Raw genomic sequence first — 22,392 nt, 5'->3', positions numbered from 1 at the left:
CGCTTGCACCCCAGAACTGCCGGCTTTCGGGGGGATCCCAAGGATGTTTGACGTCTTCTGGCGCGCCGTCGTGATCGGCATCGGCGCCACGGTGCTGATGGATCTCTGGGCCATCCTGCTCCACAAGGCGTTTGGCCAGCCACGGCCGAACTGGGGACCGGTCGGTCGCTGGGTCTGGCATCTCACCGACAAGGTCTTTCACGATGATATCGGCGACGCGGCAGCCTACGCGCACGAAGTGGCGCTGGGCTGGGCGTTTCACTATTTCGTCGGCATCGTCTACGCCATCATCCTGGTAGTGCTGGCTGGAACGGACTGGCTTGCCGCGCCGACCTTCCTGCCGGCCTTTATCCTTGGGATCGTCACCGTCGGCGCCGGCTGGTTCCTGCTGGCGCCCGGCATGGGTGCCGGATGGGCAGCCTCGAGGCGGCCCAATCCGATGCGGATCCGGGCGCTGAACCTGGTGGCGCACACGGTCTTCGCGCTCGGACTTTGGGGAACGGCGCTGCTGATACGCTGAGAGTCTAGGGCTGTTCCAGCCTGTCGATCGGCCGCCATCCATGGATGACGCGGCGGGCGCCGATATCGTAGGCAAAATAGTTGCCGCCGCCGGCCGGTTGGTCCGCCTCGCGGCTGATCTCCCGCCCGCTAAGAGACAGCAGCAGGAGCGTTCCAACGCCTCCATGGCCCACAAACGCAATGTCATCGGCGTCATTGCCGTCGAGCACGACCGCGACCTCGCTCACGATACGGTTCTGAGCATCGATGGCCCGCTCCCACCCGCGAATGCTTTCGCGCGGGTGGGCGAAGAACTGGTCGGCGACCGCTTCGAACTCCGGCGGCGGCAGGAAGCCGGTCGCGGACCGGTCATTCTCATGCGTCCGCTCCCTGACCTCGACCGCAAGGCGGCGATGGCTTGCCAGGATTTCGGCCGTTTCTATTGCCTTGCGTTCGCCCGACGACACGATGCGCCGGACTGCACCGACCCATGGCTGATCGAGCATGGCAACGGCTCTCGCCCGCCCGACGTCGGACAGCCCCCATTCCGGCACGGGAATGGCGGCATCAATCTGAACCTGGGGATGCGTGACATAGTAGAGGATCGGCACGATCGAGGTTCCTGCCTGAAAGTGGACCGGCTGCCGGAACTCAATAGCTCTGGGTCGACCGACGCGCCCTCGCGGCCATCGGCTGCTTCGGCTGGGCATCCGGCTTCGGCGCTGATACTGCCGGCTTGAAGGAGCCCTTCTTGAACGGCGCCATGCCTTCCCGCGCGAGCTCGTCGGCGCGCTCGTTCTCGGTGTGGCCGGCATGGCCCTTCACCCAGTTCCAGGTGACCTTGTGGCGTCGGTTGGCTTCATCCAGCGCCTGCCACAGCTCACCGTTCTTGACCGGCTTCTTGTCGGCGGTCTTCCAGCCGTTCTTCTTCCAGCCATGGATCCATTTGGAAATGCCGTCCATGACATATTTGCTGTCGGTGTGAAGCTCGACCGTGCAGGGTTCCTTCAGCGCATTCAGCGCCGATATGGCCGCCAACAACTCCATGCGGTTGTTAGTCGTTTCGGCCTCGCCACCGGAAAGCTCCTTGGTGGTGCCGTTGAAGCGCAGGATGGCACCCCAGCCACCAGGGCCGGGATTGCCCGAACAGGCGCCGTCGGTGAAGATTTCAACCTGTTTGCTCATGACACCCATATCAGGCCAATCCATATTCCGAAGCAGATTTGATCGCCCGATGGAACCGCATCCGCCTGATATATTCGGTCGGGTCGCGTTTCATGACCAGGCCGCCATCGGGAACGGTCAGCCAGTCGTAGAGCCGGGTCAGCATGAAACGCAGCGCCGAACCGCGAGCCAGCATGGGCAGTGCCGCCTTTTCCTCTTCGCTCAGCGGTCGCACGCTCTGATAGCCGGCGAGCAGTGCCTTGCCCTTGGTGAGATTGAAGGAGAAATCCTTCTCGAAACACCAGGCGTTGAGGCAGGTGGCAACGTCGTAGGCGTAGAGGTCGTCACAGGCGAAATAGAAGTCGATCAGGCCGGACAGTTTTTCGCCCAGGAAGAAGACGTTGTCCGGAAAAAGATCGGCATGGATGATGCCTGCCGGAAGGCCTTTGGGCCAGTTGCGCTCGAAATCGGCGAAGTCGGCGTCGACCTCGGCCGCCAGGCCTGGCTCGACCTCGTCGGCCCGGTCGCGGGCCGCGTTCCACAGCTTGCGCCAACCGTCGATGGCGAGCGCATTCGGGCGGGTCATCGGAAAATCGGCGCCGGCCAGGTGCAAGGCGGCCAGCGCCTTGCCGACCTCGGCGCAGTGCGTCGCCGTCGGCCGCCGCAGCGAAAGCCCTTCGAGAAAGGTGATGATGACCGCCGGCCGGCCGGCCAGCGTGCCAATGACGCTGCCGTCATGCGCGGTCACCGGCAGCGGGCAAGACACGCCCTTGTGGGCGAGATGGCCCATCAGCCCGAGGAAAAACGGCAGATCCGCCTTCTCGACCCGCTTCTCATAGAGCGTCAGTATGTAGGAGCCGCTGGAGGTGTGCAGCAGGAAGTTGGAGTTTTCAGTGCCTTCGGCGATGCCCTTGTAGGACAGCAGATCGCCGACCGGATAGTGCTTCAGGAAAGCGCCGAGTTCGCCCTCCGCAACGTCGGTATAGACCGCCATCTGCCTTACGCGGCCCCATTGACGAAGGCCATGTCGGCCGGCGTCAGTTCGACATCGCGCAATACCCGCATGACCGGAAAATCCTCTGTTTCGGTGGCCGTGATGGCCAGGTCGATGGTGACATCGAAACGCTGGCGGAACGCGTCGACGATCTCGTCGACGATGATCTCCGGCGCCGATGCCCCGGCCGACAGGCCAAGCGTTGAAATGGTGCCGATGTCATTCCACGGAATTTCGGCGGCGCGCTGCACGAGAAGCGACATTGTGGCGCCGGCACGCTCGGCCACTTCGACAAGGCGCCGCGAATTGGAGGAATTGGGAGCGCCGACGATCAGATAGAGATCAGCGCCCGGGGCGGTGTCCTTGACCGCCTCCTGGCGGTTGGTGGTGGCGTAGCAGATCGATTCCGCCGCCGGCGCCTGCAGATCGGGAAAGCGCTCCCGCAACGCACGGATGATGCCGGCGGTGTCCTCGACCGACAGCGTGGTCTGGGTGACGAAGCCAAGCGCCTTCGGATCGGCGGGCACGAGCCTGGCGGCATCGGCCTCGGTCTCGACCAGCGTGACAGCGCCCTCCGGCAATTGCCCCATCGTGCCGATCACCTCGGGGTGCCCGGCGTGACCGATCAACAGCACATGGCGGCCAAGCCGCTGATGGCGCATCGCCTGTTTGTGGACCTTGGAGACCAGCGGGCAGGTAGCGTCGAGATAGAACAGATTGCGCGCCTGCGCGTCCGCCGGCACCGATTTCGGCACGCCATGCGCCGAGAAGACGACCGGCGACTGCCGGTGTTCGGCCGGGATCTCGGAGAGTTCTTCGATGAAGACGGCGCCAAGGCTCTGCAGCCCTTCGACAACGTAACGGTTGTGCACGATCTCGTGGCGGACATAGACCGGTGCGCCGTATTTCTTCAGCGCCAGCACAACGATCTGGATGGCACGGTCAACGCCGGCGCAGAAACCGCGCGGCTGGCAGAGCCGGATCGTCAGCGGAGGCTTGTTGGTTGTCTTATGCATTAAATCCTGGCCGGTTCGTCAGCGCCGAAATGAGGTGCCTAGCCCTGCCCTGTCAAGGGCGTCGGTAGAAAGGGGGCGTCGGTAGAAAGGGGGCATCGCGCGTGGTCATTCTTCTTTCGCGGGAAGGCGAAGCCGCAGGATGAGCACTGCGGCAAGTGCCGCGGCAAGCCCATACCAGGTGACAGCATATTGCAGATGACTGTTCGGCAGGTCGATGATGGTGACGCCGCCGATCGGCAGACCGCCGGGATTCGGCGTCTTGTCGGCATCGATGAAGATCGGCACCAGCGTGAACCCGGCCGGCAGGCCGGCGCTCGCCGCCATGGCGTCGCGGTCCTTCCAGTAGAAGATGTTCTTCGCCACGTCATTGTCGGGAAGCATCATCGACGGCTTTGCGGGCAGCGGATTGCGGGCAAGCCCGGTGATGGCCACCTTGCCTGGGATCTGCCCCTTGGCGCGCTTGGCCGGGTCTTTCAGATCATAGGGTATGAAACCACGATTGATCAGCACGAAGCGGCCATCGTCGAGGGCAAGCGGCGTGTAGACGTTGAAGCCGGCGTCACCTTCCCAGGTCGCGTAGAAATGTCGTTCGCCCGAATGCAGGAACGTGCCGGAGACCGTGACCGGCGTGTAGTCGACGTCGCCGGTCGAGGCGAATTCCTTCTCGACTTCGGCCAGCGGCAGCGGCGCCGAATGCGTGCGCTGGTCGATGGTCTGCAGGAGACCTTCCTTCCAGTGCAGGCGCTGGACTTGCCAGGTGCCGAGCGCCAGCAGGATCAAAAGCAGCACCAGACCAAGGCCGAGCAGCAATGCCGATCGTGACCGCGAACGGCCGCCACCTTTGATGGTTGCTTCGCTCATTCGCCGCGGTCCAGCCGGCCTTCGGCCGCCTTGTTGCGGTATTGCAGGGTCAGCAGCACACCCTTGATCAGCCGCAGCGCCGTCAGGCACAGCACCAGGGCCAGCGGGATCCAGACCAGCAGATGCAGCCAAAGCGGCGGGCTCAGCGTCACCTCGACCCAGAGCGCCAGGCCGACGATGATGAAGCCGATGATCAGGATGACGAAGACCGCCGGTCCATCGCCCGCATCGGCGAAGGAATAATCGAGGCCGCAATTGACGCAGCGCTTGCCGACGGTGAGGAAACCGGAAAACAGCCGCCCTTCGCCGCAGCGCGGGCAGCGGCCGTGCAGGCCGGCCGAAATCGGTTCGATCGGAGGCCAGATCGCCTTGTCTTCACTCATCGCTACCGCTCGATCTCTATCGGTGTCCCATCGGCCGCCAATGCCCAGATTTCGTCCATGTCGGAGTCCGTAACGGCAATGCAGCCATCAGTCCAGTCGACCAATTGAAGCAGCCAGCCCCATCAGCCGACACCATTCGGCAATCATTGCGCCGAAAAGAAGAAGGCGGCCACGTCGCCGCGGCCGCCCTCCCTGAAATCCAAATCGCAAAGGCCGGATCAGTGGCCTTCGATCACCGCACCAGCCGATCCCCAGACATAGATCGCCGAGAACAGGAACAGCCAGACCACGTCGACGAAGTGCCAGTACCAGGCAGCCGCCTCGAAGCCGAAATGCTGCTTGGGGGTGAAATCGCCCTTCATCGCGCGGATCAGGCAAACCAGCAGGAAGATGGTGCCGATGATGACATGGAAGCCGTGGAAGCCGGTCGCCATGAAGAAGGTAGCGCCGTAGATGGAATCCTTGAAGCCGAACGGAGCGTGTATGTACTCATAGGCCTGCACCATGGTGAACAGCATGCCGAGGCCGACGGTCAGCACCAGGCCGTTGACAAGGCCCTTGCGATCGCCATGGATCAGCGAATGGTGCGCCCAGGTGACCGTGGTGCCCGACAGGAGCAGGATGATGGTGTTGTAGAGCGGCAGGTGGAAGGGATCGAGAACCTCCATGCCCTTCGGCGGCCAGACACCACCGGTAAATGTGTGGCGCGCATAGTTCTGCACCTCGCCTGCAAAAAGGCTGGCATCGAAATAGGCCCAGAACCAGGCAACGAAGAACATCACCTCCGAGGCGATGAACATGATCATGCCGTAGCGCAGATGCAGCGACACGACGCGCGTGTGATGACCCTCATGCGCTTCCTTGATCGTGTCCGACCACCAGGCGAACATGGTGTAGAGCACGATCACCAGGCCGATGAAGAACAGCCACGGATTGGCGATGTTGTGGCCGAAGATCGGGAAGGAGCCGCCCTTCAAATACTCCATGAGGCAGACACCGCCGAAGGCCATGACGAGCGCCCCGATCGAGCCCAGGAAAGGCCATGGGCTCGGGTTGACGAGATGATAGTCATGCTGTGGTTTTGCGTGCGCGTCTGCCATATCAACCCCCGAGATTTGCTTCGGTATCTGAAATTGTCTTGCTAGTGCCTTGGACCGGCTCCGAAGAGGCAACCGGCTTGTTCTTCTCGACCGGGAACATCGTATAGGACAGCGTGATCGTCTTCACGTCCTTCAGTTCCGGCACATTCACGATATCGGGGTCCACGTAGAACAGGACCGGCATGTCCAGCGTCTCGCCCGGCTTCAGCGACGTATCGGTGAAGCAGAAACACTCGACCTTGTTGAAATACGGGCCCGCCAGTTCCGGCTGCACGTTGAAGGTGGCGCGGCCGGTTACGGCGCGATCGAACTTGTTGGTCGCCTGATAATGCGCCTGCACGGTCTCGCCGATCTTCATCGTCATCGAGCGCTGGACCGGCTGGAATTCCCACGGCACGCCGGCAATGTTGGCATCGAAGCGCACGGTGATCTCACGATCGAGCACACGGCCGGCATATTGCTTCTCGACACGTTGCGTCGTGCCGCCATAGCCGGTCGCCTGGCAGAACATCTTGTAGAGCGGCACGGCGGCATAGGCCATGCCGATCATGCCGGTGAAGAAGGCAAGGCAGACAGCCGCGACGATGCGGTTGCTGTTCTTGCCGGCCGGCTTTTTGGACGTCTCGACGCTCATCACATCGTGCCCAGATTGTGGCCGAACTTGACGATCGTGGCGATGTAGAAAATGACGACCAGCACCGCCAGCGCCACGCCTATGGCGATGGACCGGCTGCGCTGGGCCTTCCTCTGACGCTCGGTCAAGGTGACCGTCTCGAGCTTTTCCTCGACCATGATCATGCCCCACCCATGGCAAGCGCGCGTTCGACAACGCTGTCGGCCAGATAGGCAGCGAAGATGGCGAAGAGATAAAGGAGCGAATAGGCAAACAGCGCCTTGGCCGGCTTCATGATGCGGTCGCCATCGGTCATGCCGAGCACTTTCCAGGCGTACCAGACGAAGCCAATACCAAGCAGGATGGCGGCTATGCCATAGAAAGGCGTCGTATAGCCGAGCAGCCACGGCGCCACGCCGACCGGGGCCAGCACCAGCGCATAGGCGAAGATCTGACGGCGGGTCGAAGCGTGGCCGGCGACATTGGGCATCATCGGGACGCCGGCACGCTCATAATCCCCGGACTTGAACAGCGCGAGCGCCCAGAAATGCGGCGGCGTCCAAAGGAAGATGATCAGGAACAGGACGATGCTCTCCAGGCTGACCGATCCGGTCACCGCCGCCCAGCCGATGACCGGCGGAATGGCGCCGGCCGCGCCGCCTATGACGATGTTCTGCGGGGTCCAGCGCTTCAGCCACATCGTGTAGACGACGGCATAGAAGAAGATGGTGAAGGCCAGCAGCGTCGCCGACAGCCAGTTGACCAGCACGCCGAGCGTCATCACCGACAGCACCGACAGCACCAGGCCGAAGCTGAGCGCCTCGTGCGGCTGGATGCGGCCGGACGGCACTGGACGGCTTGCGGTCCTGGTCATCACCGCGTCGATGTCGGCGTCGTACCACATGTTGAGCGCGCCCGAGGCGCCGGCCCCAATGGCGATGGACAGGATGGCGATCACCGCCAGCAGCGGGTTGATGGTCACCGGGGCGGCGACCAGCCCGACAAAGGCGGTGAACACCACCAGCGACATGACGCGCGGCTTCAGCAGGGCGAAGAAATCGCCCGCCGTCGCTTCCGACATGCGGAAGCCCGCTTCGTCAATGCTGGTTTGGTCGACTAGGGCCATGCGTACTCAGTCCATCATTCCGTTGGCCGAAACCGCCGGCGTGCCGGCGGTTTCGTATTCGGGCGGGAGCCGCCTTACTTGATCTTCGGCAACTGCTCCCACTGGTGGAACGGCGGCGGCGAAGGCAGCTGCCATTCCAGCGTGGTGGCGCCCTCGCCCCATGGGTTGGCACCGGCGATCCGCTTCTTCTGGAAGGCTTCGAACACGCAGTAGAGGAAGATCACCACACCGACGGCCGAGATGTAGGAGCCGATCGACGAGACATAGTTCCAGCCGGCAAACGCGTCCGGATAGTCGATGGTGCGGCGCGGCATGCCGGCCAGGCCAAGGAAATGCTGCGGGAAAAAGATCAGGTTGACGCCGACGAAGGTGACCCAGAAGTGGGTGTTGGCGATGACGGGCGAATACATGTAGCCGGTCATCTTGGGGAACCAGTAGTACCAGCCGGCGAAGATGGCGAACACCGCGCCCAGCGACAGCACGTAGTGGAAGTGGGCGATGACGAAATAGGTGTCGTGCAGCGAGCGGTCGAGGCCGGCATTGGCCAGCTGAACGCCGGTGACGCCACCGATGGTGAACAGGAAGATGAAGCCCAGCGCCCACAGCATCGGCGTCTTGAACGAGATCGACCCGCCCCACATCGTGGCGATCCAGGAGAAGATCTTAACGCCCGTCGGCACCGCGATGACCATGGTGGCGAAGACGAAATAGCGCTGCGTGTCCAGCGACAGGCCGGTCGTATACATGTGGTGCGCCCAGACGATGAAGCCGACGGCGCCGATCGCGACCATGGCGTAGGCCATGCCGAGATAACCGAACACCGGCTTCTTCGAGAAAGTCGAGACGATGTGGCTGATGATGCCGAAGCCCGGCAGGATCAGGATGTACACTTCCGGGTGACCGAAGAACCAGAACAGGTGCTGGAACAGCAGCGGATCGCCGCCGCCATCGGGCGCAAAGAAGGTGGTGCCGAAATTGCGGTCGGTGAGCAGCATGGTGATGCCGCCGGCCAGGACCGGCAGGGACAACAGCAGCAGGAAGGCGGTGACCAGTACCGACCAGGCGAACAGCGGCATCTTGTGCAGCGTCATGCCCGGAGCGCGCATGTTGAAGATGGTTGTGATGAAGTTGATGGCGCCGAGGATCGACGAGGCACCGGCGATGTGGATCGACAGGATCGCCAGATCCATGGCCGGTCCGGGCTGACCCGAGGTCGACAACGGCGGATAGAGCGTCCAGCCGCCGCCGACGCCGAAGGCGCCCGGCGCGCTCGGCACGAACATCGAGGTGAGCAGCAGGATGAAGGCCGGCGGCAGCAGCCAGAAGGAGATGTTGTTCATGCGCGGGAACGCCATGTCGGGCGCGCCGATCATGATCGGCACCATCCAGTTGGCGAAGCCGCCGATCAGCGCCGGCATGACCATGAAGAAGATCATGATCAGCGCATGCGCGGTGGCAAAGGCATTGTACATGCTCTTGCCGCCGTCGACCGCGGCGTCGCCGTTCATGCCGTAGACCATCTGGGCCAGACCGCTGAAGATCTGGATGCCAGGCTCCTGCAGCTCCATGCGGATGGCGACCGATAGCGCGCCGCCGATGATGCCGGCCATGATCGCGAAGATCAGGTAGAGCGTGCCGATGTCCTTGTGGTTGGTCGAATAGACCCAGCGCACCCAGCCATGATAAGGCTTGTGGTCGTGGCTGTCGTGAGCTGCAGCGTCTGCCATGTTCCGCTCCGTTCCCTAAATCTTGCTAACCCGCGGCATTCAATTGCCGGCGGCCGCTACCTTGTTCTGGCCATCGACCTCGGCCATCAGCGTCTTGTTGGCGCCGGGCAGATCGGTCTTGGCCGCAGCCAGCCAGGTCTTGAACTGCGCGTCGGAGACGACGCGGATGGCGATCGGCATGAAGGCGTGGTCCTTGCCGCAAAGCTGCGAGCACTGGCCGTAATAAAGACCTTCCTTCTCCGCCTTGAACCAGGTCTCGTTGGTGCGCCCCGGAATGGCGTCGATCTTGATGCCGAAGGACGGCATGGCGAAGGAGTGGATCACGTCAGTCGCGGTGACGAGAACGCGGGTCATCGTGTTGACCGGCACCACCAGCTCATTGTCGACGGCGAGCAGGCGCGGATAGACCTTGCGATCCTCCTTGCCGGCCTTGGCGCGATCGCCATCCTGGAGGATGGCCGAATTGAAGGAGAGCGTGTTGTCGGTCTGGTATTCGTAATCCCAGTTCCACTGGTTGCCGGTCGCCTTGACGGTGAGCTTGGCTTCTTCCGGCGGAGTGTACTGCGCGGTCAGGAGCTGGAACGAGGGAATGGCGAGGCAGAGCAGGACCACGACCGGGCCGACGGTCCAGATCACCTCGATCAGCGTGTTGTGGCTGGTCTTGGAGGGAACCGGGTTTGCGCTCGCGCGGAACCTGACGATGCAGTAGGCGAGGAGAAGCAGCACCAGAATGGTGATCGGGACGATGAACCACATCGTATAATTTCCGAACCATTCGATCTGCCGCATCATGTCGGTCGCCGGCGCCTGGAAGGTCGTCTCCCACGCCACGGGCTGATCGGCATGGGCGGACGTACCGGCGAAAAGCGCGGTGGCAGCCCCAGCACTGGCTAGAAACTTGGCGTCTGCTAGGAAATTTCTCATCGCCCTCTTCGTCTCCCAGTCCCTCGCGGCGGCGCCAACGAGAATAACGAACAATGCCGGGACGGGAATCCCGACAGTCTCAAGCTGGTTCAAACCATACTCTTTTTCCCTCCGCAAGAAAGGAGCGGAGGAAACTGTGCGGCATTTTTGCGCGCAAGCCGAGACGGCTCTTCCGGGGCAGCGGCGATGGCGGCGAATCGCGTATGTTCGGCCGGTTGCCCGGCTCATGTTGGCAAGGTGCGCGATGCGTCGTAATTCAGGCGAATTTGGCAGGGAAAAGCGCTGGAGTGCCTGTTTCGGGACAGTTCGGCAGCGGTCTCGTCCTTTACTTGGCATTGGCGCGGCTTAAAGTGCCGTGATTCGCAATGGAGCCGTCATGAACTCTTGGCTTTCGAGACTGGGGCATACGAGACCGGGGCTTTCGAGCATCTTGGTCAAGGCCATGTTTCTTGCCGCCCTGTCCGCGGCCAGCCTGTTCGTCGCCGGTCAGGCCAATGCCGCCCAGCCGAGCGGCACGGTGCGCTCGACGCATGGCGCATGGTCGATCATCTGCGACACGCCTGCCGGCGCCACCTCCGAACAATGCGTGATGATGCAGAATGTCGTCGCCGAGGACCGTCCGGAGATGGGGCTGTCGGTGGTCGTGCTGCGCACCGCCGACAACAAGGCCGAGATCCTGCGCGTGCTGGCGCCGCTCGGCGTGCTTTTGCCGAACGGGCTCGGCCTCAATGTCGACGGCAAGGACATCGGCCGCGCCTATTTCGTGCGCTGCTTCCAGGACGGCTGCTATGCCGAGGTCATCCTCGAAAAGCCGCTGCTCGACACGTTGAAGACCGGTACGTCGGCGACGTTCATCGTCTTCCAGACGCCTGAAGAAGGCATCGGCATCCCCGTCGACCTCAAGGGTTTTGCCGACGGCTTCGCCGCCCTCCCCTGATCGCGTGCTTTGCGCGGAACCGGGTTCTGACTCAGCTTTCGTGAATGCCGCATGGGCCGGCCGTTGCCATTCGTCGACGCTGATCCTCATTGCCGATTGTGCGGGCGCGGCTTCGCGCCTACATCGGGGGAAAGCAATCTTCCCACGGACGGACGCGCCATGAACAGCCTGATCGGCCAATTCGATATTTCCGACGATCGCATCAAGCGGATCGTCGCCGATACCATCAACGGCGCCGATGACGGCGAACTGTTTCTCGAATACAGCGAGAGCGAGGCGCTGATGTTCGACAATGGCCGGCTGAAGACCGCCAATTTCAACACCGACCAGGGTTTTGGCCTGCGTGCGGTCGCGGGTGAAGCCAGCGGCTACGCACATTCGAGCGACCTCTCCGAAGCCTCGCTGCTGCGCGCGGCCGCTGCCGTCTCGACGGTCAAGGGTGGTTACTCCGGTACGCTTGCCGCCGGGCCCGCCCGCACCAACCGCCATCTCTACGGCGACGAGAACCCGATCCCCTCGCCCTCCTTCGAGGCCAAGGCAAAGCTGCTGCAGGAAATCGACGCCTGGCTGCGCGCCGAGGACCCACGCGTGCGCCAGGTGACGGCCTCGCTCGCCGCATCCTGGCAGCATGTCGAGATCGTGCGCGCCGACGGCCAGGTGGTGCGCGATATCAGGCCGCTGGTCCGTATCAACGTCTCGGTCGTGGTCGGCGACGGCGACCGCCAGGAAAGCGGCTCCTACGGCATGGGCGGACGCAAGGCATTCGGCGACTTCCTGATCGAGGACAGCTGGAAGCATGCCGCCAAGGAAGCGCTGAGGCAGGCGCTGGTCAATCTCGAGGCCATCCCCGCCCCGGCCGGCACCTTCGACATCGTGCTGTCCAGCGGCTGGCCGGGCGTCATGCTGCACGAGGCCGTCGGGCACGGGCTGGAAGGCGATTTCAACCGCAAGAAGACGTCGGCCTTCGCCGGGCTGCTGGGCCAGCAGGTCGCTGCCAAGGGCGTCACCGTCGTCGACGACGGCACCATCCCGGAGCGGCGCGGCTCGCTCACCGTCGATGATGAGGGCACGCCTTCGGCCCGCAATGTGCTGATCGAGGACGGCAAACTGGTCGGCTACATGCAGGACCGGCAAAACGCCCGGTTGATGGGCATGAAGGCCACCGGCAACGGCCGGCGCGAAGGTTATGCGCACCAGCCGATGCCGCGCATGACCAACACCTACATGACGTCAGGCGAAATGGAGCCGGACGAGATCATCGCCTCGGTCAAGAACGGCATCTACGCCGTCTCCTTCGGCGGCGGCCAGGTCGACATCACGTCGGGCAAATTCGTGTTCGGCTGCACCGAGGCCTACATGATCGAGAACGGCAAGGTGACGCAGCCGATCAAGGGCGCGATGCTGATCGGCAATGGGCCGGACGCCATGCACCGCGTCTCGATGGTAGGCAACGACATGAAGCTCGACAATGGCATCGGCATGTGTGGCAAGGCCGGACAGGGCGTGCCGGTCGGCGTCGGCCAGCCGCATCTGAGGATGAACCAGATGACGGTGGGCGGCACCAGGGTTTGATGGTGACCTTATAGCCGTGAAATCAGCGTCACTTCCGACTATCTTACGTTTGTCTTACATTGAGGCAAGCGACAATGGCCGGCTCCGAAAAGCTTACCACCACCGTCTCAACCAAGGGGCAAGTGATCCTGCCGAGCGCCATCCGCAAACGCAAGGAGTGGGGCGCCGGCACTCGGCTGGCGGTCGAAGACACGCCTGAAGGCGTTCTCTTCAAGTCGGCACCTGCCTTCGCCGCTACCCGGCCTCAAGACGTCTTTGGTTTGCTGCCTCATAACGGCAGGCCGAGGACGCTTGAAGACATGGATGCGGGCGTTCTCGCCGAAGCACGGCGGCGGCATGCTCGCGATTGATACCAATGTCGTCGTTCGGTACCTGACGAACGACTATCCCGAGCAATCCCCGCGCGCCCGCCGCGTGATCGATGACCGACCCGTATTTGTCGCCGTGACGGTCATGCTGGAAGCCGAATGGGTGCTGCGAAGCGCTTACGGCTATGATCAGGCCGCTATCGTCAGAGCTTTGCGGGCGTTCGGCGGTCTTCCCACGGTTGAAATCGAAGACGCGGCAATTGTCTCTTCCGCGCTCGATCTGGTCGAGACCGGAGTGGATTTCGCAGATGCGCTGCACCTCCGCAAGTCCGCGCATTGCACGGGAATTGCGACCTTCGACCGCAAATTGATCAGGGCCGCGCAGGCAGCGGGGCTCGGGGACGTGCAAGAAGCATAGCGCGATGCGTGGCGAAGTGCGCCACGCCGCGTTGCGCGCCACGAACACGAACATGTTAACGCCTTCTTAAATGTTTAATTGATCGAGCACGATCGCCACATTACTTTTGATCGGTCCTCTCGTGCGGTGGTGTTGCCAGTGCTGCGTTCCCTCGGCGTCCTGACTTCCTCCTTCCTGCTTGGCTGTGTTTCGCTGTTTGGCGCAACGTCGCTGAATGTCGGTTCGGCGTCAGCGCAATCCACCGTGCCCAAGCAGTCGACATTGTTCGGGAAGACGCAATCATCCTCGGGCGCCTCACTCTCCGCCGCGGTTGGCGGCCCCACCAGCCTCCCCTACGGGTGGGTCGATTTCTGCCATCGCCGACCAAAAGAGTGCAAGGTGCCCGCACTGCCGGCCACGAACGTCAAGCTGACCGCGCAGACCCTGCGCATCCTCAAGCGGATAAATCAGAAGGCGAACAGTTCCATCAAACCGGTCAGCAATTTCGATCACTGGGGCACGATGATGGACCACTGGGACTATCCGGTTGACGGCAAGGGCGACTGCAAGATCTACGCGCTCTACAAGCGCAAGCTTCTCATGGAGGCGGGATTTCCCCGGCAGGCGCTGCTGATGACCGTGGTGCACGACCTCGACAATGAAGGCCACACCATCCTGACGGTGAAAACCGACAAGGGCGATCTGGTCCTCGACAATCTGATCGACGAAATCAGGCCCTGGAACGTGACCGGCTACTACTTCGTGAAACGCCAGTCGCAGCAGAACCCGAATATCTGGGTGTCGATCAACCGGCGAGGCGGCACGCCGCAGACCCTCACGAACGTTGCCAAGCTCGTAGACTGAGCAACCTTTCACCGCAGCGGTCCAAGCGCCACAGACTGTCGACGCGTTTTCAGCGCTCGGGATGGTGGATTCCGCGACCGTCCGGGCTCGCGCGTCTTGCCGTGCAGCTTCTTGGCGTGCGCGAGTGCGGAACATTGCTTGGAGATCGCGGTCTTCTCCGGCGTGATGGCAGACGCCGCGACCAGCGACGCGTTTCAAGCCTTTGTCTCATGCATGTCCCGACCCAAGCCGAACCACCTCTGGCCGACATGTGCTATTTCTTGCAAGCGGGCTCATTGGGGTGCCCGCAAGACGGCTGCTTGCCGGCCGGCGGCTGGGGCGGCCTTGGCTGTGCCGGCCGCTGCTGCTGCATTTGCTGCTTAGGCTGGGCGTGGAACTCCGGTCTCTGCGCCTTAGGCTGAGCCTGCACCTTCAGCTGCGTGTTGCCGTTGTTGACCTTGAATTTCTGCTGGACACTGCCACCACTGTTTCCGTTGGCAGGCAAACTGTGGAATTTCGGCCCATTGCCATTGACCTGGGCCCCACCATTGCCTTGCCCATTGGCCTGGCCGTTCAGCTGGCCGCCGCCTTGATTGTGAGCCTTCTTGAACTTGCCGTTGGGTGGGTTCTGGCCTGAATTCTGGCCATTGAACGCCGATGGGCTGTTCATCCCATTCGCCGCAGACGTGCCGTTGGCGCCCGGAATCTTGCGCAACTTGGCATTCTTGCCGGTACCGTTCTGGCCTTGCCCGTTGCCCTGGCCGTTGGCGCCGTTTTGCCCATTCGCCACCGGGTTGCCGGTCACGGCGCTTCCACCGGCCGTGGCCTGCTTGTTCAGGAGCTTGCCGGACTTGTTCTTGGGCAGGTTCGGGTTGTTGGGCAGGTTCTGTCCATTGAGCACCGGCTTGCCATTGACGAGTGGGAGCATCTTGCCGTCGGCGCCGGGCAAGGCATGACCCGTCAGCTTCTTGGCAGGCAATGTCTTCGACAGCGGCGTGACACCGCCCGGCTGCTGGCCGCCCTGCCCCGGCTTCAGCGGGATGCCGCCCGGGTTCTGCTTAGGCAGATTCGGGTTGTTGGGCAGGTTCTGTCCATTCAGCACCGGCTTGCCATTGACGAGCGGCAGCGTCTTGCCGTCGGCGCCGGGCAAGGCATGACCCGTCAGCTTGTTGGCGGGCAATGTCTTCGACAGCGGCGTGACACCGCCCGGCTGCTGGCCACCCTGCCGCGGCTTCAGCGGGAGGCCGCCCGGGTTCTGCTTGGACAGCACGGTTTCCTTTTTCTGCAGGAAAGCCGGCAACGCCACCTTCGTTGCCAGCGCCGCCGCACCCAGGCCCACGGCGCCAGCAGTCAGTTTCTGGCCGGTGGTGAGGCCACCACCCTGGTTGTTGTTCTCGTTGATCGTCGTGTTGTTGATGATGGTGGTGTTGTGGATGTTGTTGAAGATGACGTCGTTCGGCGGCGGGTAGATGTCACGCGGCGGGTTCACCCAGGCGGGCACCGGTACGAAAACAGGCGTCGGCAGAAGGAAGATTCCGACCGGCGGCGGCGGTGGTGCCAGTTCAATGAAGTCTCGCGGCCGCGGCGGCAGGAAGATGACCGCCACGGGTGGCGGTGGCGCGAAATCGAATTCCGGGTCGTCGAAATAGAGCACGGGCCGGTCGACATAGACGATCTCATCGGGCGGTGGCGGCGGCACGTCGTAGGCGTAGACGGCAAAACCCTGCGGCGGTTCGAGCGCGGCATCGAAATGCTCAAGCCTGCGCCTTGCGTCCCAGGCGTGCGGACCGTGCGGATAGCGATCGAGATAGGACCAATAGGCTTCGGGCGTGTCCCTCAGCCAGGTCTGGCGCCAGGTGATCGCCTCGCGCCGCGCCGCCAGGATCGCGCGCACCCGCCTGGCCATCGGATCGTGGGGATAGGCGACCAGAAAATCCTCGTAGCCACGCATCGTGTCGCGATCGAGAGCCGCGATATAGGCATCATGCGCATCGAAGTCGCGGATTTCCTTGGTCCGCATGGCGCCCACCTCGGCTGACGACATCTGCTGCGGCGGGGCATCCGGCCCGCGGTCGAAGAAGACGAAAGGCTCCGTGATCTTGGAGGCGTTCCAGGGCAATTCCGCACCCTGCGTCACCTCGTTCACGCGCAGGCGCGTGCGGTCGAAGACATCACCGAGCTGCAGGCCGCCATCCCTGATCATCTCGGCAAGCGCCTGCGCATAAGCGCCGTAGGGTCCTTTGCCTTCCGGCGCGACCGTGCCCGGAGCGGCGTTGAAGGCGATCAGCATGTTCGGGTCGGGATCGACCAGTGCAAGGCCGCCAGCCAGCGGCTGGTTCGACTTGGCGAAGGAGTTTGGCCGCGCCGCGTCGAGCACGACGATGTTGACCGTGGTCGGCAGCGCTGCAAGCGGCTTGGTGAGGTCGGAGATCCGCACCGCGGCCATCGGCACGTCCGCAGCATTGGCGATCTGAGCATCGACGGGCGCGAAGTAGTTCTCGCCCTCGAACTGCAGGCCCTGGCCGGCCAGATAGACAAACACCACCGCGTCGGGACCGGCTGCCGTCACCTTGGCGAGGAAATCGCGATAGGCGCCGCGCAGCGATTCCTGGTCGACGTCGCGCGCGCCGACCACGTCGAACCCCGCCGCTTGCAAAGTCTGGGCAATCAGGCCGGCATCGTTGGCCGGCGTCGTCAGCGCGCCCGCCGGATAGGCGGCGTTGCCGATGACGAAGGCAAGGCGCTTTTGGCTTTGCGCCAGCGCCGCTGCCGTCGACCCGAACGCGAAAATGGCGAGGGCAAGGAAGAAAGCGAGAAGTTTCGAGACCGTCCGCATTACGATCATCCGTCAGGTGAGTGTGCCTATGCTTCCGCCCCAGCCAGACTAGGCTGGTACAAGAAGGCGGCTTTGCGGCGTCAATCCGTCCGCTTTGGGCCGGGAGCGGCTGAAGTGGCTGGTCTCAACGAAACGTGATCACGGGCCGACGTCAGCCGCGCCTTTTCCTGGGCTTTTCCAGCAGGGCGACAGCCTCGACATGGGACGACCACAGGAACTGGTCGATCGGCGTCACGCTTTTCAGGGTGTAGCCGCCGTCGATGAGGATGCGCAGGTCGCGAGCCAGCGTCACGGGATTGCAGGACACCGCGGCAACGTAGGGAACATCCGAGCGGGCGATATGCTTCGACTGGTCCTCGGCGCCGGCACGCGGCGGATCGAAGACAAGGCCGTCGAAGGCGTTCAACTCCTTGAACGTCAGCGGCCGGCGGAACAGGTCGCGGCGCTCGGCCGTCACCCGCTTCAGGCCGGTCGCGAATCGTGCCCCCCGGTCGAGCGCCGAAAGGGCCGCCGCATCGCCCTCCACCGCATGAACTTCCGACTTCGCGGCCAACCGCAAGGCAAAGCTGCCGCAACCGGCGAAAAGATCGGCGACCTTCTTGGCGCGCTTCAGATGTGAGCCGACGATCTCGGCCATGGCCTGCTCGGCGGCCTCGGTCGCCTGCAGGAAGGCGCCGGGCGGCACGGCGACAGCGACGCTGCCGAACATGACCACGGGCTTCCTCGGTTCGATGATGATCTCGTCATCGATGGACAGCCTGGCAAAGCCTTGCGCCAGGACAAAGTTGGAAGCGATGCGGCGCTGGTGCTCGCCAAGCTTGCCGGACTCATGCACAGCGACGTCGAGGCCCGAACCCGTCACGGTGACCGCCATCCGGAACGATTTGGTGGTCGCGCATATCAAGTCGGCGAGCGCCCTCAACCGGTCGAGTGCTGCGACGATCTCGGGCAGCGAGATCGGGCATTCCGATATGGCAATGATTTCCGGCGAGAGGTGACGGTTGAAGCCGAGCAGCATGCCCGTCTCGGCGCGCCGGGCGGCGAGCACGACACGGCGGCGCGTGTGCGGCGCGCAGGCGACCAGTTCGTCGATGCCGCAATCGATGCCCTTCAGGGCGTACACCACCTTGTCGCGTTTCCACTGGCGATAGGCTTCGGCCTCGAAATGCTGGAGGGCGCAGCCGCCGCATTCGGTGAAATGGCGGCAGGCGGGTTCGATGCGCAGCGGCGAGGCCTCCAGCACCGCCATCAGCGCGGCACGATCCCGTTCGCGCGCGGCGGTGACGGTCTCGCCGGGCAGCGTGAAGGGGATGAACAGGTCGCCGCTTTCGGTTTCGGCAATGCCGTCACCCTGTGCGCCAAGCTTTTTTATGGTGAAGCGCGCGCTCATCGATCCTTGATCCCACCAAGCAGGAATTCGCGATTGCCGTCGCCGCCTTCGATCGGCGACAGATGCAGGCCGAGCGAACGCCAGCCCGGAACGGCGTCCAGCCAATCCTGCAACAGGCCGGCGACACGGGCGGCATCGAAGGGGTCTTTCAACAGGCCGCCCTTGCCGATCGCCTCGCGACCCGCTTCGAATTGCGGCTTGACCAGAAAGACCGCGGCAGCACCAGGCTTCGCGACGGCGAGCGCCGGCGGCAGTGCCAATCTCAGCGAGATGAAGCTGACGTCGGAGACGATGAAATCCGGAATGCGGCCGGCAAGATCCGCGGCGGTGAGGTCACGGGCATTCAGTCCCTCGATGACCGTCACGCGCGGGTCCTTGCCGACATCGGGATGCATCTGGCCGTGCCCGACGTCGATGGCGGTGACGTGGGAGGCACCACGCTCCAGCAGCACCTGGGTGAAGCCGCCGGTCGAGGCGCCGATGTCGAGGGCCTCGCGGCCGGCCGGATCGAGGCTGAAGTGATCGAGCCCGCCGAGGAGCTTCAGCGCCGCGCGCGAGACATAGCCTTGCGCCGGATCATCGATGGCAACAAGGCATTGCGGCGAAACGTTCTGGCCGGGTTTGCGGGCAAGGACGCCGTCAACCATCACCGTGCCACGCTCGACCGCGTCGCGGGCACGCGAGCGGCTGGCAAACAGCCCGCGCTGGACGAGCAAGTCGTCGAGCCGCTGGCGGGTGCTGGCTGGGGGAGGCGAGTTCATCGGCCTTCATGGCGAAAGCTGGCAGCGAAGGCAAGGACATTGGGGCGGGATCAGGAACATCGTCGAAAAGCGAGCGAACGCACCAAGCCGCCGCACCGCTTGCGGGTATCGCATCAACCCGGCACAATGTTGAGGAGGGGCGCCGTTTATCCGAATGCGAGGGCACGGATGCTAACAGGAACCTGCCACTGTGGTGCAGCCCATTGGACCCTGGAGGGCGATCCCGGGCCGATCACCGCCTGCAGCTGCACGCTTTGCCGGCGCTATGGCGTGCTCTGGGCTTATGATTACGTCGACGAGCGCATCCGCGTTTCGGGACCGATGGGCAGCTACACGCGCGCCGGAAAGGACAGCCCGTCGCTCGAAATCCTGTTCTGCCCGACCTGCGCCTGCGTGCTCGCCTGGCGTGGTTTGCGCGCAGAGGCGTCTGGCCAAACGCGCATCGCCGTCAATGTGCGGCTGGCGCCACCCGAGGCCGTCGCCGATCTGCCCATCGACCATTTCGATGGCCTCGACACATATGACGACCTGCCCCGCGACGGCCGTTGCGTGCGCGATATGTGGTTCTAGAAGATGGTGCGCGGAACCTGGCGCTCGATGGCCGGGGACAAACCGTCGTCGCGATCCCCTGAGGCTTGCACGGCAGGATGCTCGGTGGCGGTGGCGGGCGGCGGAACAGGATCCGGCAGGACGACCAGTTGCGGCACCTGCTTGTAGGAAAAGCCGCCGCGGATATCGCCCATCTTGCCGGCGATGATGCCCATCGCCGCCTTTTCAAGGCTGCGATCATAGCGCGTTTCGGCGACGGCCGGCGCGACGATGACCGCTGAAAGCGCCACGCCGCACAGAAGCGTTCTCATTGTTGTTTGTCTCCCTGCCTGATCACCGATCTAGCAGGGCGCCGTTGAAAAACGGCCAAGGGACACGGTAAGCAGAATGCCAAACGGCAGCGTTAACAATGCGTTAAGACGTCAAGTCGGCAAACTGATTGAAGCCCCTGAGACTTTGATTCAGGCGCGCTGGGCGCGGGCTGTATGGCCGAGGGCGACAAATACCGTGCGCACGATGCCGGCTGCATCGAGACCGGCATCGGCATACATCTTCTCCGGCTTGGCGTGGTCGGTGAATATGTCGGGCAGCACCAGCGGGCGCACCTTCAGGCCGCTTTCCAGCAGTCCTTCATGGGCAAGGAACTGCAGCACATGGCTGGCGAAGCCGCCGATGGCGCCCTCCTCCACCGTGACCAGAACCTCGTGCGAGCGGGCGAGCCGGCGGATCAGATCCTCGTCGAGCGGCTTGGCGAAGCGGGCATCGGCAACGGTGGTGGAAAGCCCGGCCGCACCGAGTTCCTCGGCGGCGATCAGGCAATCCTGCAAGCGCGTGCCGAACGACAGCAGCGCCACCTTTGTGCCTTCCCTGACGATGCGGCCCTTGCCGAGTTCGAGCACCGAGCCGCGCTCCGGCATGTCGACGCCGACGCCGTTGCCGCGCGGATAGCGGAAGGCGATCGGGCCATCATCATAGCTTGCCGCGGTGCGCACCATGTGGCGGAGTTCCGCCTCGTCAGCCGCGGCCATGACGACGAACCCAGGCAAGGTCGCCAGGAAAGTGGTGTCGAACGCGCCGCAATGGGTGGCGCCATCGGCGCCGACGAAGCCGGCGCGGTCGATCGGGAAACGCACCGGCAGCTTCTGGATGGCGACGTCATGGACGACCTGGTCGTAGGCGCGCTGCAGGAAGGTCGAATAGATCGCCGCGAACGGCTTGTAGCCCTCGGTCGCGAGACCGGCGGCGAAGGTCACTGCATGCTGTTCGGCAATGCCGACGTCGAAGGTCCGTGACGGGAACACTTCGCCGAACAGATCAAGCCCCGTGCCGCTCGGCATGGCGGCGGTGACGGCGACGATGCGGTCGTCCTCGCGGGCTTCCCCAATCAGGCTTTCGGCGAACACCTTGGTGTAGGCCGGTGCGTTGGCCGGTGCCTTGGCCTGCGTGCCGGTGATGACGTCGAACTTGTTGACGCCGTGGTACTTGTCGGCGGCGGCCTCCGCCGGCGCATAGCCCTTGCCCTTCTGGGTGACGACATGGATCAGCACCGGGCCTTCGCCATTGTCGCGGACGTTTTTGAGCACCGGGATGAGATGTTCGAGATTGTGGCCGTCGATCGGGCCGATATGGTAGAAGCCGAGCTCCTCGAACAGCGTGCCGCCGGTGACGTAGCCGCGCGCATGCTCGACAGCCCTCGTGATCGCACGATCGGCGCGCTTGCCGAGATAGGACGTCAGCTTCTTGCCGAAGTCGCGCAGGCCGGCATAGGCCCTGCCCGAGGCGAGACGCGCCAGATAGGCGCTCATGGCGCCGGTGGGCGGCGCGATCGACATGTCATTGTCGTTGAGGATGACGATGAGCCGGGCATCGAGCGCGCCGGCATTGTTCATCGCCTCGTAGGCCATGCCGGCCGACATGGCACCGTCGCCGATGACGGCGATGACGTTGTTGCGGCCGCCGGAAAGGTCGCGGGCGGCTGCCATGCCAAGGCCGGCCGATATTGATGTCGAGGAGTGCGCGGCGCCGAAGGGATCGTATTCGCTCTCGGCGCGGCGGGTGAAGCCGGACAGGCCGCCTTCCTGGCGCAGCGTGCGGATGCGGTCGCGGCGGCCGGTCAGGATCTTGTGCGGATAGGCCTGGTGGCCGACATCCCAGATCAGGCGATCGTCCGGTGTGTTGAAGACATAATGCAGCGCCACCGTCAGTTCGACCACGCCGAGGCCGGCGCCGAGATGGCCGCCGGTGCGCGACACGGCGTCGACCAGTTCGAGGCGAAGCTCGGATGCCAGTTGCGGCAGCTCGCTCTCGTCAAGCGCGCGCAGATCCGCCGGGATGCGGACCTTGTCGAGAAGCGGCGTATGCGGCGTTGCGTTCACGGGAGCTCAGGCTTTCTG

The 22,392-nt window shown here is 63.7% G+C and carries 24 protein-coding genes and 1 pseudogene; 7 read left to right on the top strand and 18 right to left on the bottom strand.

Annotated features, from left to right (window positions below):
• The first annotated feature begins 43 nt into the window (after positions 1-43).
• Positions 44-520, top strand: coding sequence for a DUF2938 domain-containing protein (locus tag CK226_RS06015; RefSeq protein ID WP_095786602.1), 477 nt, complete (start codon positions 44-46; stop codon positions 518-520).
• Positions 521-524: 4 nt separating this feature from the next.
• Here CK226_RS06015 and CK226_RS06010 read toward each other — a convergent pair whose 3' ends face one another.
• From CK226_RS06010 to coxB, 13 genes and pseudogenes are all read right to left on the bottom strand, one after another.
• Positions 525-1,109 (bottom strand): histidine phosphatase family protein, encoded by a 585-nt coding sequence (locus tag CK226_RS06010; protein WP_095771023.1) that lies wholly within the window; start codon positions 1,107-1,109, stop codon positions 525-527.
• 40 nt (positions 1,110-1,149) lie between these two features.
• A complete protein-coding gene (rnhA, locus tag CK226_RS06005) occupies positions 1,150-1,683 on the bottom strand; it encodes a ribonuclease HI (protein ID WP_095786884.1) in 534 nt (177 codons plus the stop codon).
• Between the two features lie 10 nt (positions 1,684-1,693).
• A complete protein-coding gene (locus CK226_RS06000; RefSeq protein ID WP_095791313.1) occupies positions 1,694-2,656 on the bottom strand; it encodes a homoserine kinase in 963 nt (320 codons plus the stop codon).
• Positions 2,657-2,661: 5 nt separating this feature from the next.
• Positions 2,662-3,672, bottom strand: a complete 1,011-nt coding sequence (gene ispH / locus CK226_RS05995) for a 4-hydroxy-3-methylbut-2-enyl diphosphate reductase (protein ID WP_095771025.1) — start codon at positions 3,670-3,672, stop codon at positions 2,662-2,664.
• A 105-nt stretch (positions 3,673-3,777) separates the two neighbouring features.
• The gene (locus CK226_RS05990; protein WP_179300973.1) at positions 3,778-4,533 is read right to left on the bottom strand and encodes an SURF1 family protein; all 756 of its coding nucleotides are present in this window, start codon (positions 4,531-4,533) and stop codon (positions 3,778-3,780) included.
• Positions 4,530-4,916, bottom strand: a complete 387-nt coding sequence (locus CK226_RS05985; protein ID WP_095786606.1) for a DUF983 domain-containing protein — start codon at positions 4,914-4,916, stop codon at positions 4,530-4,532. Before CK226_RS05985 ends, CK226_RS05990 begins: the two co-directional genes overlap by 4 nt.
• Positions 4,917-4,918: 2 nt before the next feature.
• Positions 4,919-5,056: pseudogene (locus tag CK226_RS36150) on the bottom strand (L,D-transpeptidase family protein); the annotation flags it as partial.
• A gap of 78 nt (positions 5,057-5,134) precedes the next feature.
• A complete protein-coding gene (locus tag CK226_RS05975; protein WP_095771027.1) occupies positions 5,135-6,016 on the bottom strand; it encodes a cytochrome c oxidase subunit 3 in 882 nt (293 codons plus the stop codon).
• A 1-nt stretch (position 6,017) separates the two neighbouring features.
• Positions 6,018-6,650, bottom strand: a complete 633-nt coding sequence (locus CK226_RS05970) for a cytochrome c oxidase assembly protein (protein ID WP_095771028.1) — start codon at positions 6,648-6,650, stop codon at positions 6,018-6,020.
• Positions 6,650-6,814 carry a hypothetical protein gene (locus CK226_RS05965; protein WP_179296350.1) on the bottom strand — a complete coding sequence of 55 codons (165 nt, stop codon included), beginning with the start codon at positions 6,812-6,814 and terminating at the stop codon, positions 6,650-6,652. The genes CK226_RS05970 and CK226_RS05965 overlap by 1 nt, the downstream gene beginning before the upstream one ends.
• On the bottom strand, positions 6,811-7,755 hold the full coding sequence (locus tag CK226_RS05960) for a heme o synthase (RefSeq protein WP_095791312.1): 945 nt from the start codon (positions 7,753-7,755) through the stop codon (positions 6,811-6,813). Before CK226_RS05960 ends, CK226_RS05965 begins: the two co-directional genes overlap by 4 nt.
• A 74-nt stretch (positions 7,756-7,829) precedes the next feature.
• Positions 7,830-9,482: a cytochrome c oxidase subunit I gene (gene ctaD / locus CK226_RS05955; RefSeq protein WP_095786608.1), complete on the bottom strand. Its 1,653-nt coding sequence runs from the start codon at positions 9,480-9,482 to the stop codon at positions 7,830-7,832.
• A gap of 39 nt (positions 9,483-9,521) precedes the next feature.
• Entirely contained in the window at positions 9,522-10,406 is an 885-nt protein-coding gene (gene coxB, locus CK226_RS05950; RefSeq protein WP_095786887.1) for a cytochrome c oxidase subunit II, read from the bottom strand.
• 376 nt (positions 10,407-10,782) lie between these two features.
• Between coxB and CK226_RS05945 the strand changes: the two genes are divergently transcribed.
• The 5 genes from CK226_RS05945 (at position 10,783) to CK226_RS05925 (ending at position 14,484) form a co-directional block, all read left to right on the top strand.
• Positions 10,783-11,343 (top strand): invasion associated locus B family protein, encoded by a 561-nt coding sequence (locus tag CK226_RS05945; RefSeq protein ID WP_095786609.1) that lies wholly within the window; start codon positions 10,783-10,785, stop codon positions 11,341-11,343.
• 159 nt (positions 11,344-11,502) lie between these two features.
• Positions 11,503-12,915 carry a metalloprotease TldD gene (tldD, locus tag CK226_RS05940; protein WP_095791311.1) on the top strand — a complete coding sequence of 471 codons (1,413 nt, stop codon included), beginning with the start codon at positions 11,503-11,505 and terminating at the stop codon, positions 12,913-12,915.
• 74 nt (positions 12,916-12,989) lie between these two features.
• Positions 12,990-13,265: an AbrB/MazE/SpoVT family DNA-binding domain-containing protein gene (locus tag CK226_RS05935; protein ID WP_095791310.1), complete on the top strand. Its 276-nt coding sequence runs from the start codon at positions 12,990-12,992 to the stop codon at positions 13,263-13,265.
• Positions 13,252-13,641, top strand: coding sequence for a type II toxin-antitoxin system VapC family toxin (locus CK226_RS05930; protein WP_095791309.1), 390 nt, complete (start codon positions 13,252-13,254; stop codon positions 13,639-13,641). The genes CK226_RS05935 and CK226_RS05930 overlap by 14 nt, the downstream gene beginning before the upstream one ends.
• A gap of 81 nt (positions 13,642-13,722) precedes the next feature.
• Entirely contained in the window at positions 13,723-14,484 is a 762-nt protein-coding gene (locus CK226_RS05925) for a transglutaminase-like cysteine peptidase (RefSeq protein ID WP_245437684.1), read from the top strand.
• A gap of 253 nt (positions 14,485-14,737) precedes the next feature.
• On the opposite strand, the gene CK226_RS05920 is transcribed toward CK226_RS05925, so the two are convergent.
• The 3 genes from CK226_RS05920 to CK226_RS05910 all read right to left on the bottom strand — a co-directional run bounded on the left by CK226_RS05920 (position 14,738) and on the right by CK226_RS05910 (position 19,450).
• Complete coding sequence (locus CK226_RS05920; protein WP_348629075.1) at positions 14,738-17,299, bottom strand: caspase domain-containing protein; 2,562 nt, start codon at positions 17,297-17,299, stop codon at positions 14,738-14,740.
• A gap of 151 nt (positions 17,300-17,450) precedes the next feature.
• Positions 17,451-18,689 (bottom strand): class I SAM-dependent RNA methyltransferase, encoded by a 1,239-nt coding sequence (locus tag CK226_RS05915; protein ID WP_095791307.1) that lies wholly within the window; start codon positions 18,687-18,689, stop codon positions 17,451-17,453.
• A complete protein-coding gene (locus tag CK226_RS05910) occupies positions 18,686-19,450 on the bottom strand; it encodes a TlyA family RNA methyltransferase (protein WP_095786615.1) in 765 nt (254 codons plus the stop codon). Before CK226_RS05910 ends, CK226_RS05915 begins: the two co-directional genes overlap by 4 nt.
• A 168-nt stretch (positions 19,451-19,618) precedes the next feature.
• On the opposite strand from CK226_RS05910, the gene CK226_RS05905 reads away from it, so the two are divergent.
• Positions 19,619-20,020, top strand: coding sequence for a GFA family protein (locus tag CK226_RS05905; RefSeq protein WP_095791306.1), 402 nt, complete (start codon positions 19,619-19,621; stop codon positions 20,018-20,020).
• Here CK226_RS05905 and CK226_RS05900 read toward each other — a convergent pair.
• Positions 20,017-20,310, bottom strand: a complete 294-nt coding sequence (locus CK226_RS05900; RefSeq protein ID WP_095786616.1) for a hypothetical protein — start codon at positions 20,308-20,310, stop codon at positions 20,017-20,019. The two genes, CK226_RS05905 and CK226_RS05900, sit on opposite strands and share 4 nt — an antisense overlap.
• Positions 20,311-20,460: 150 nt before the next feature.
• Positions 20,461-22,374 (bottom strand): 1-deoxy-D-xylulose-5-phosphate synthase, encoded by a 1,914-nt coding sequence (dxs, locus tag CK226_RS05895; protein WP_095791305.1) that lies wholly within the window; start codon positions 22,372-22,374, stop codon positions 20,461-20,463.
• Positions 22,375-22,392: the final 18 nt, after the last annotated feature.

The organism is Mesorhizobium sp. WSM4311 (genome assembly GCF_002295115.1).
Lineage (GTDB): Bacteria > Pseudomonadota > Alphaproteobacteria > Rhizobiales > Rhizobiaceae > Mesorhizobium.
Note: the sequence above shows the minus strand (reverse complement) of the source record. Positions and strands in the feature narration are given on the sequence as shown.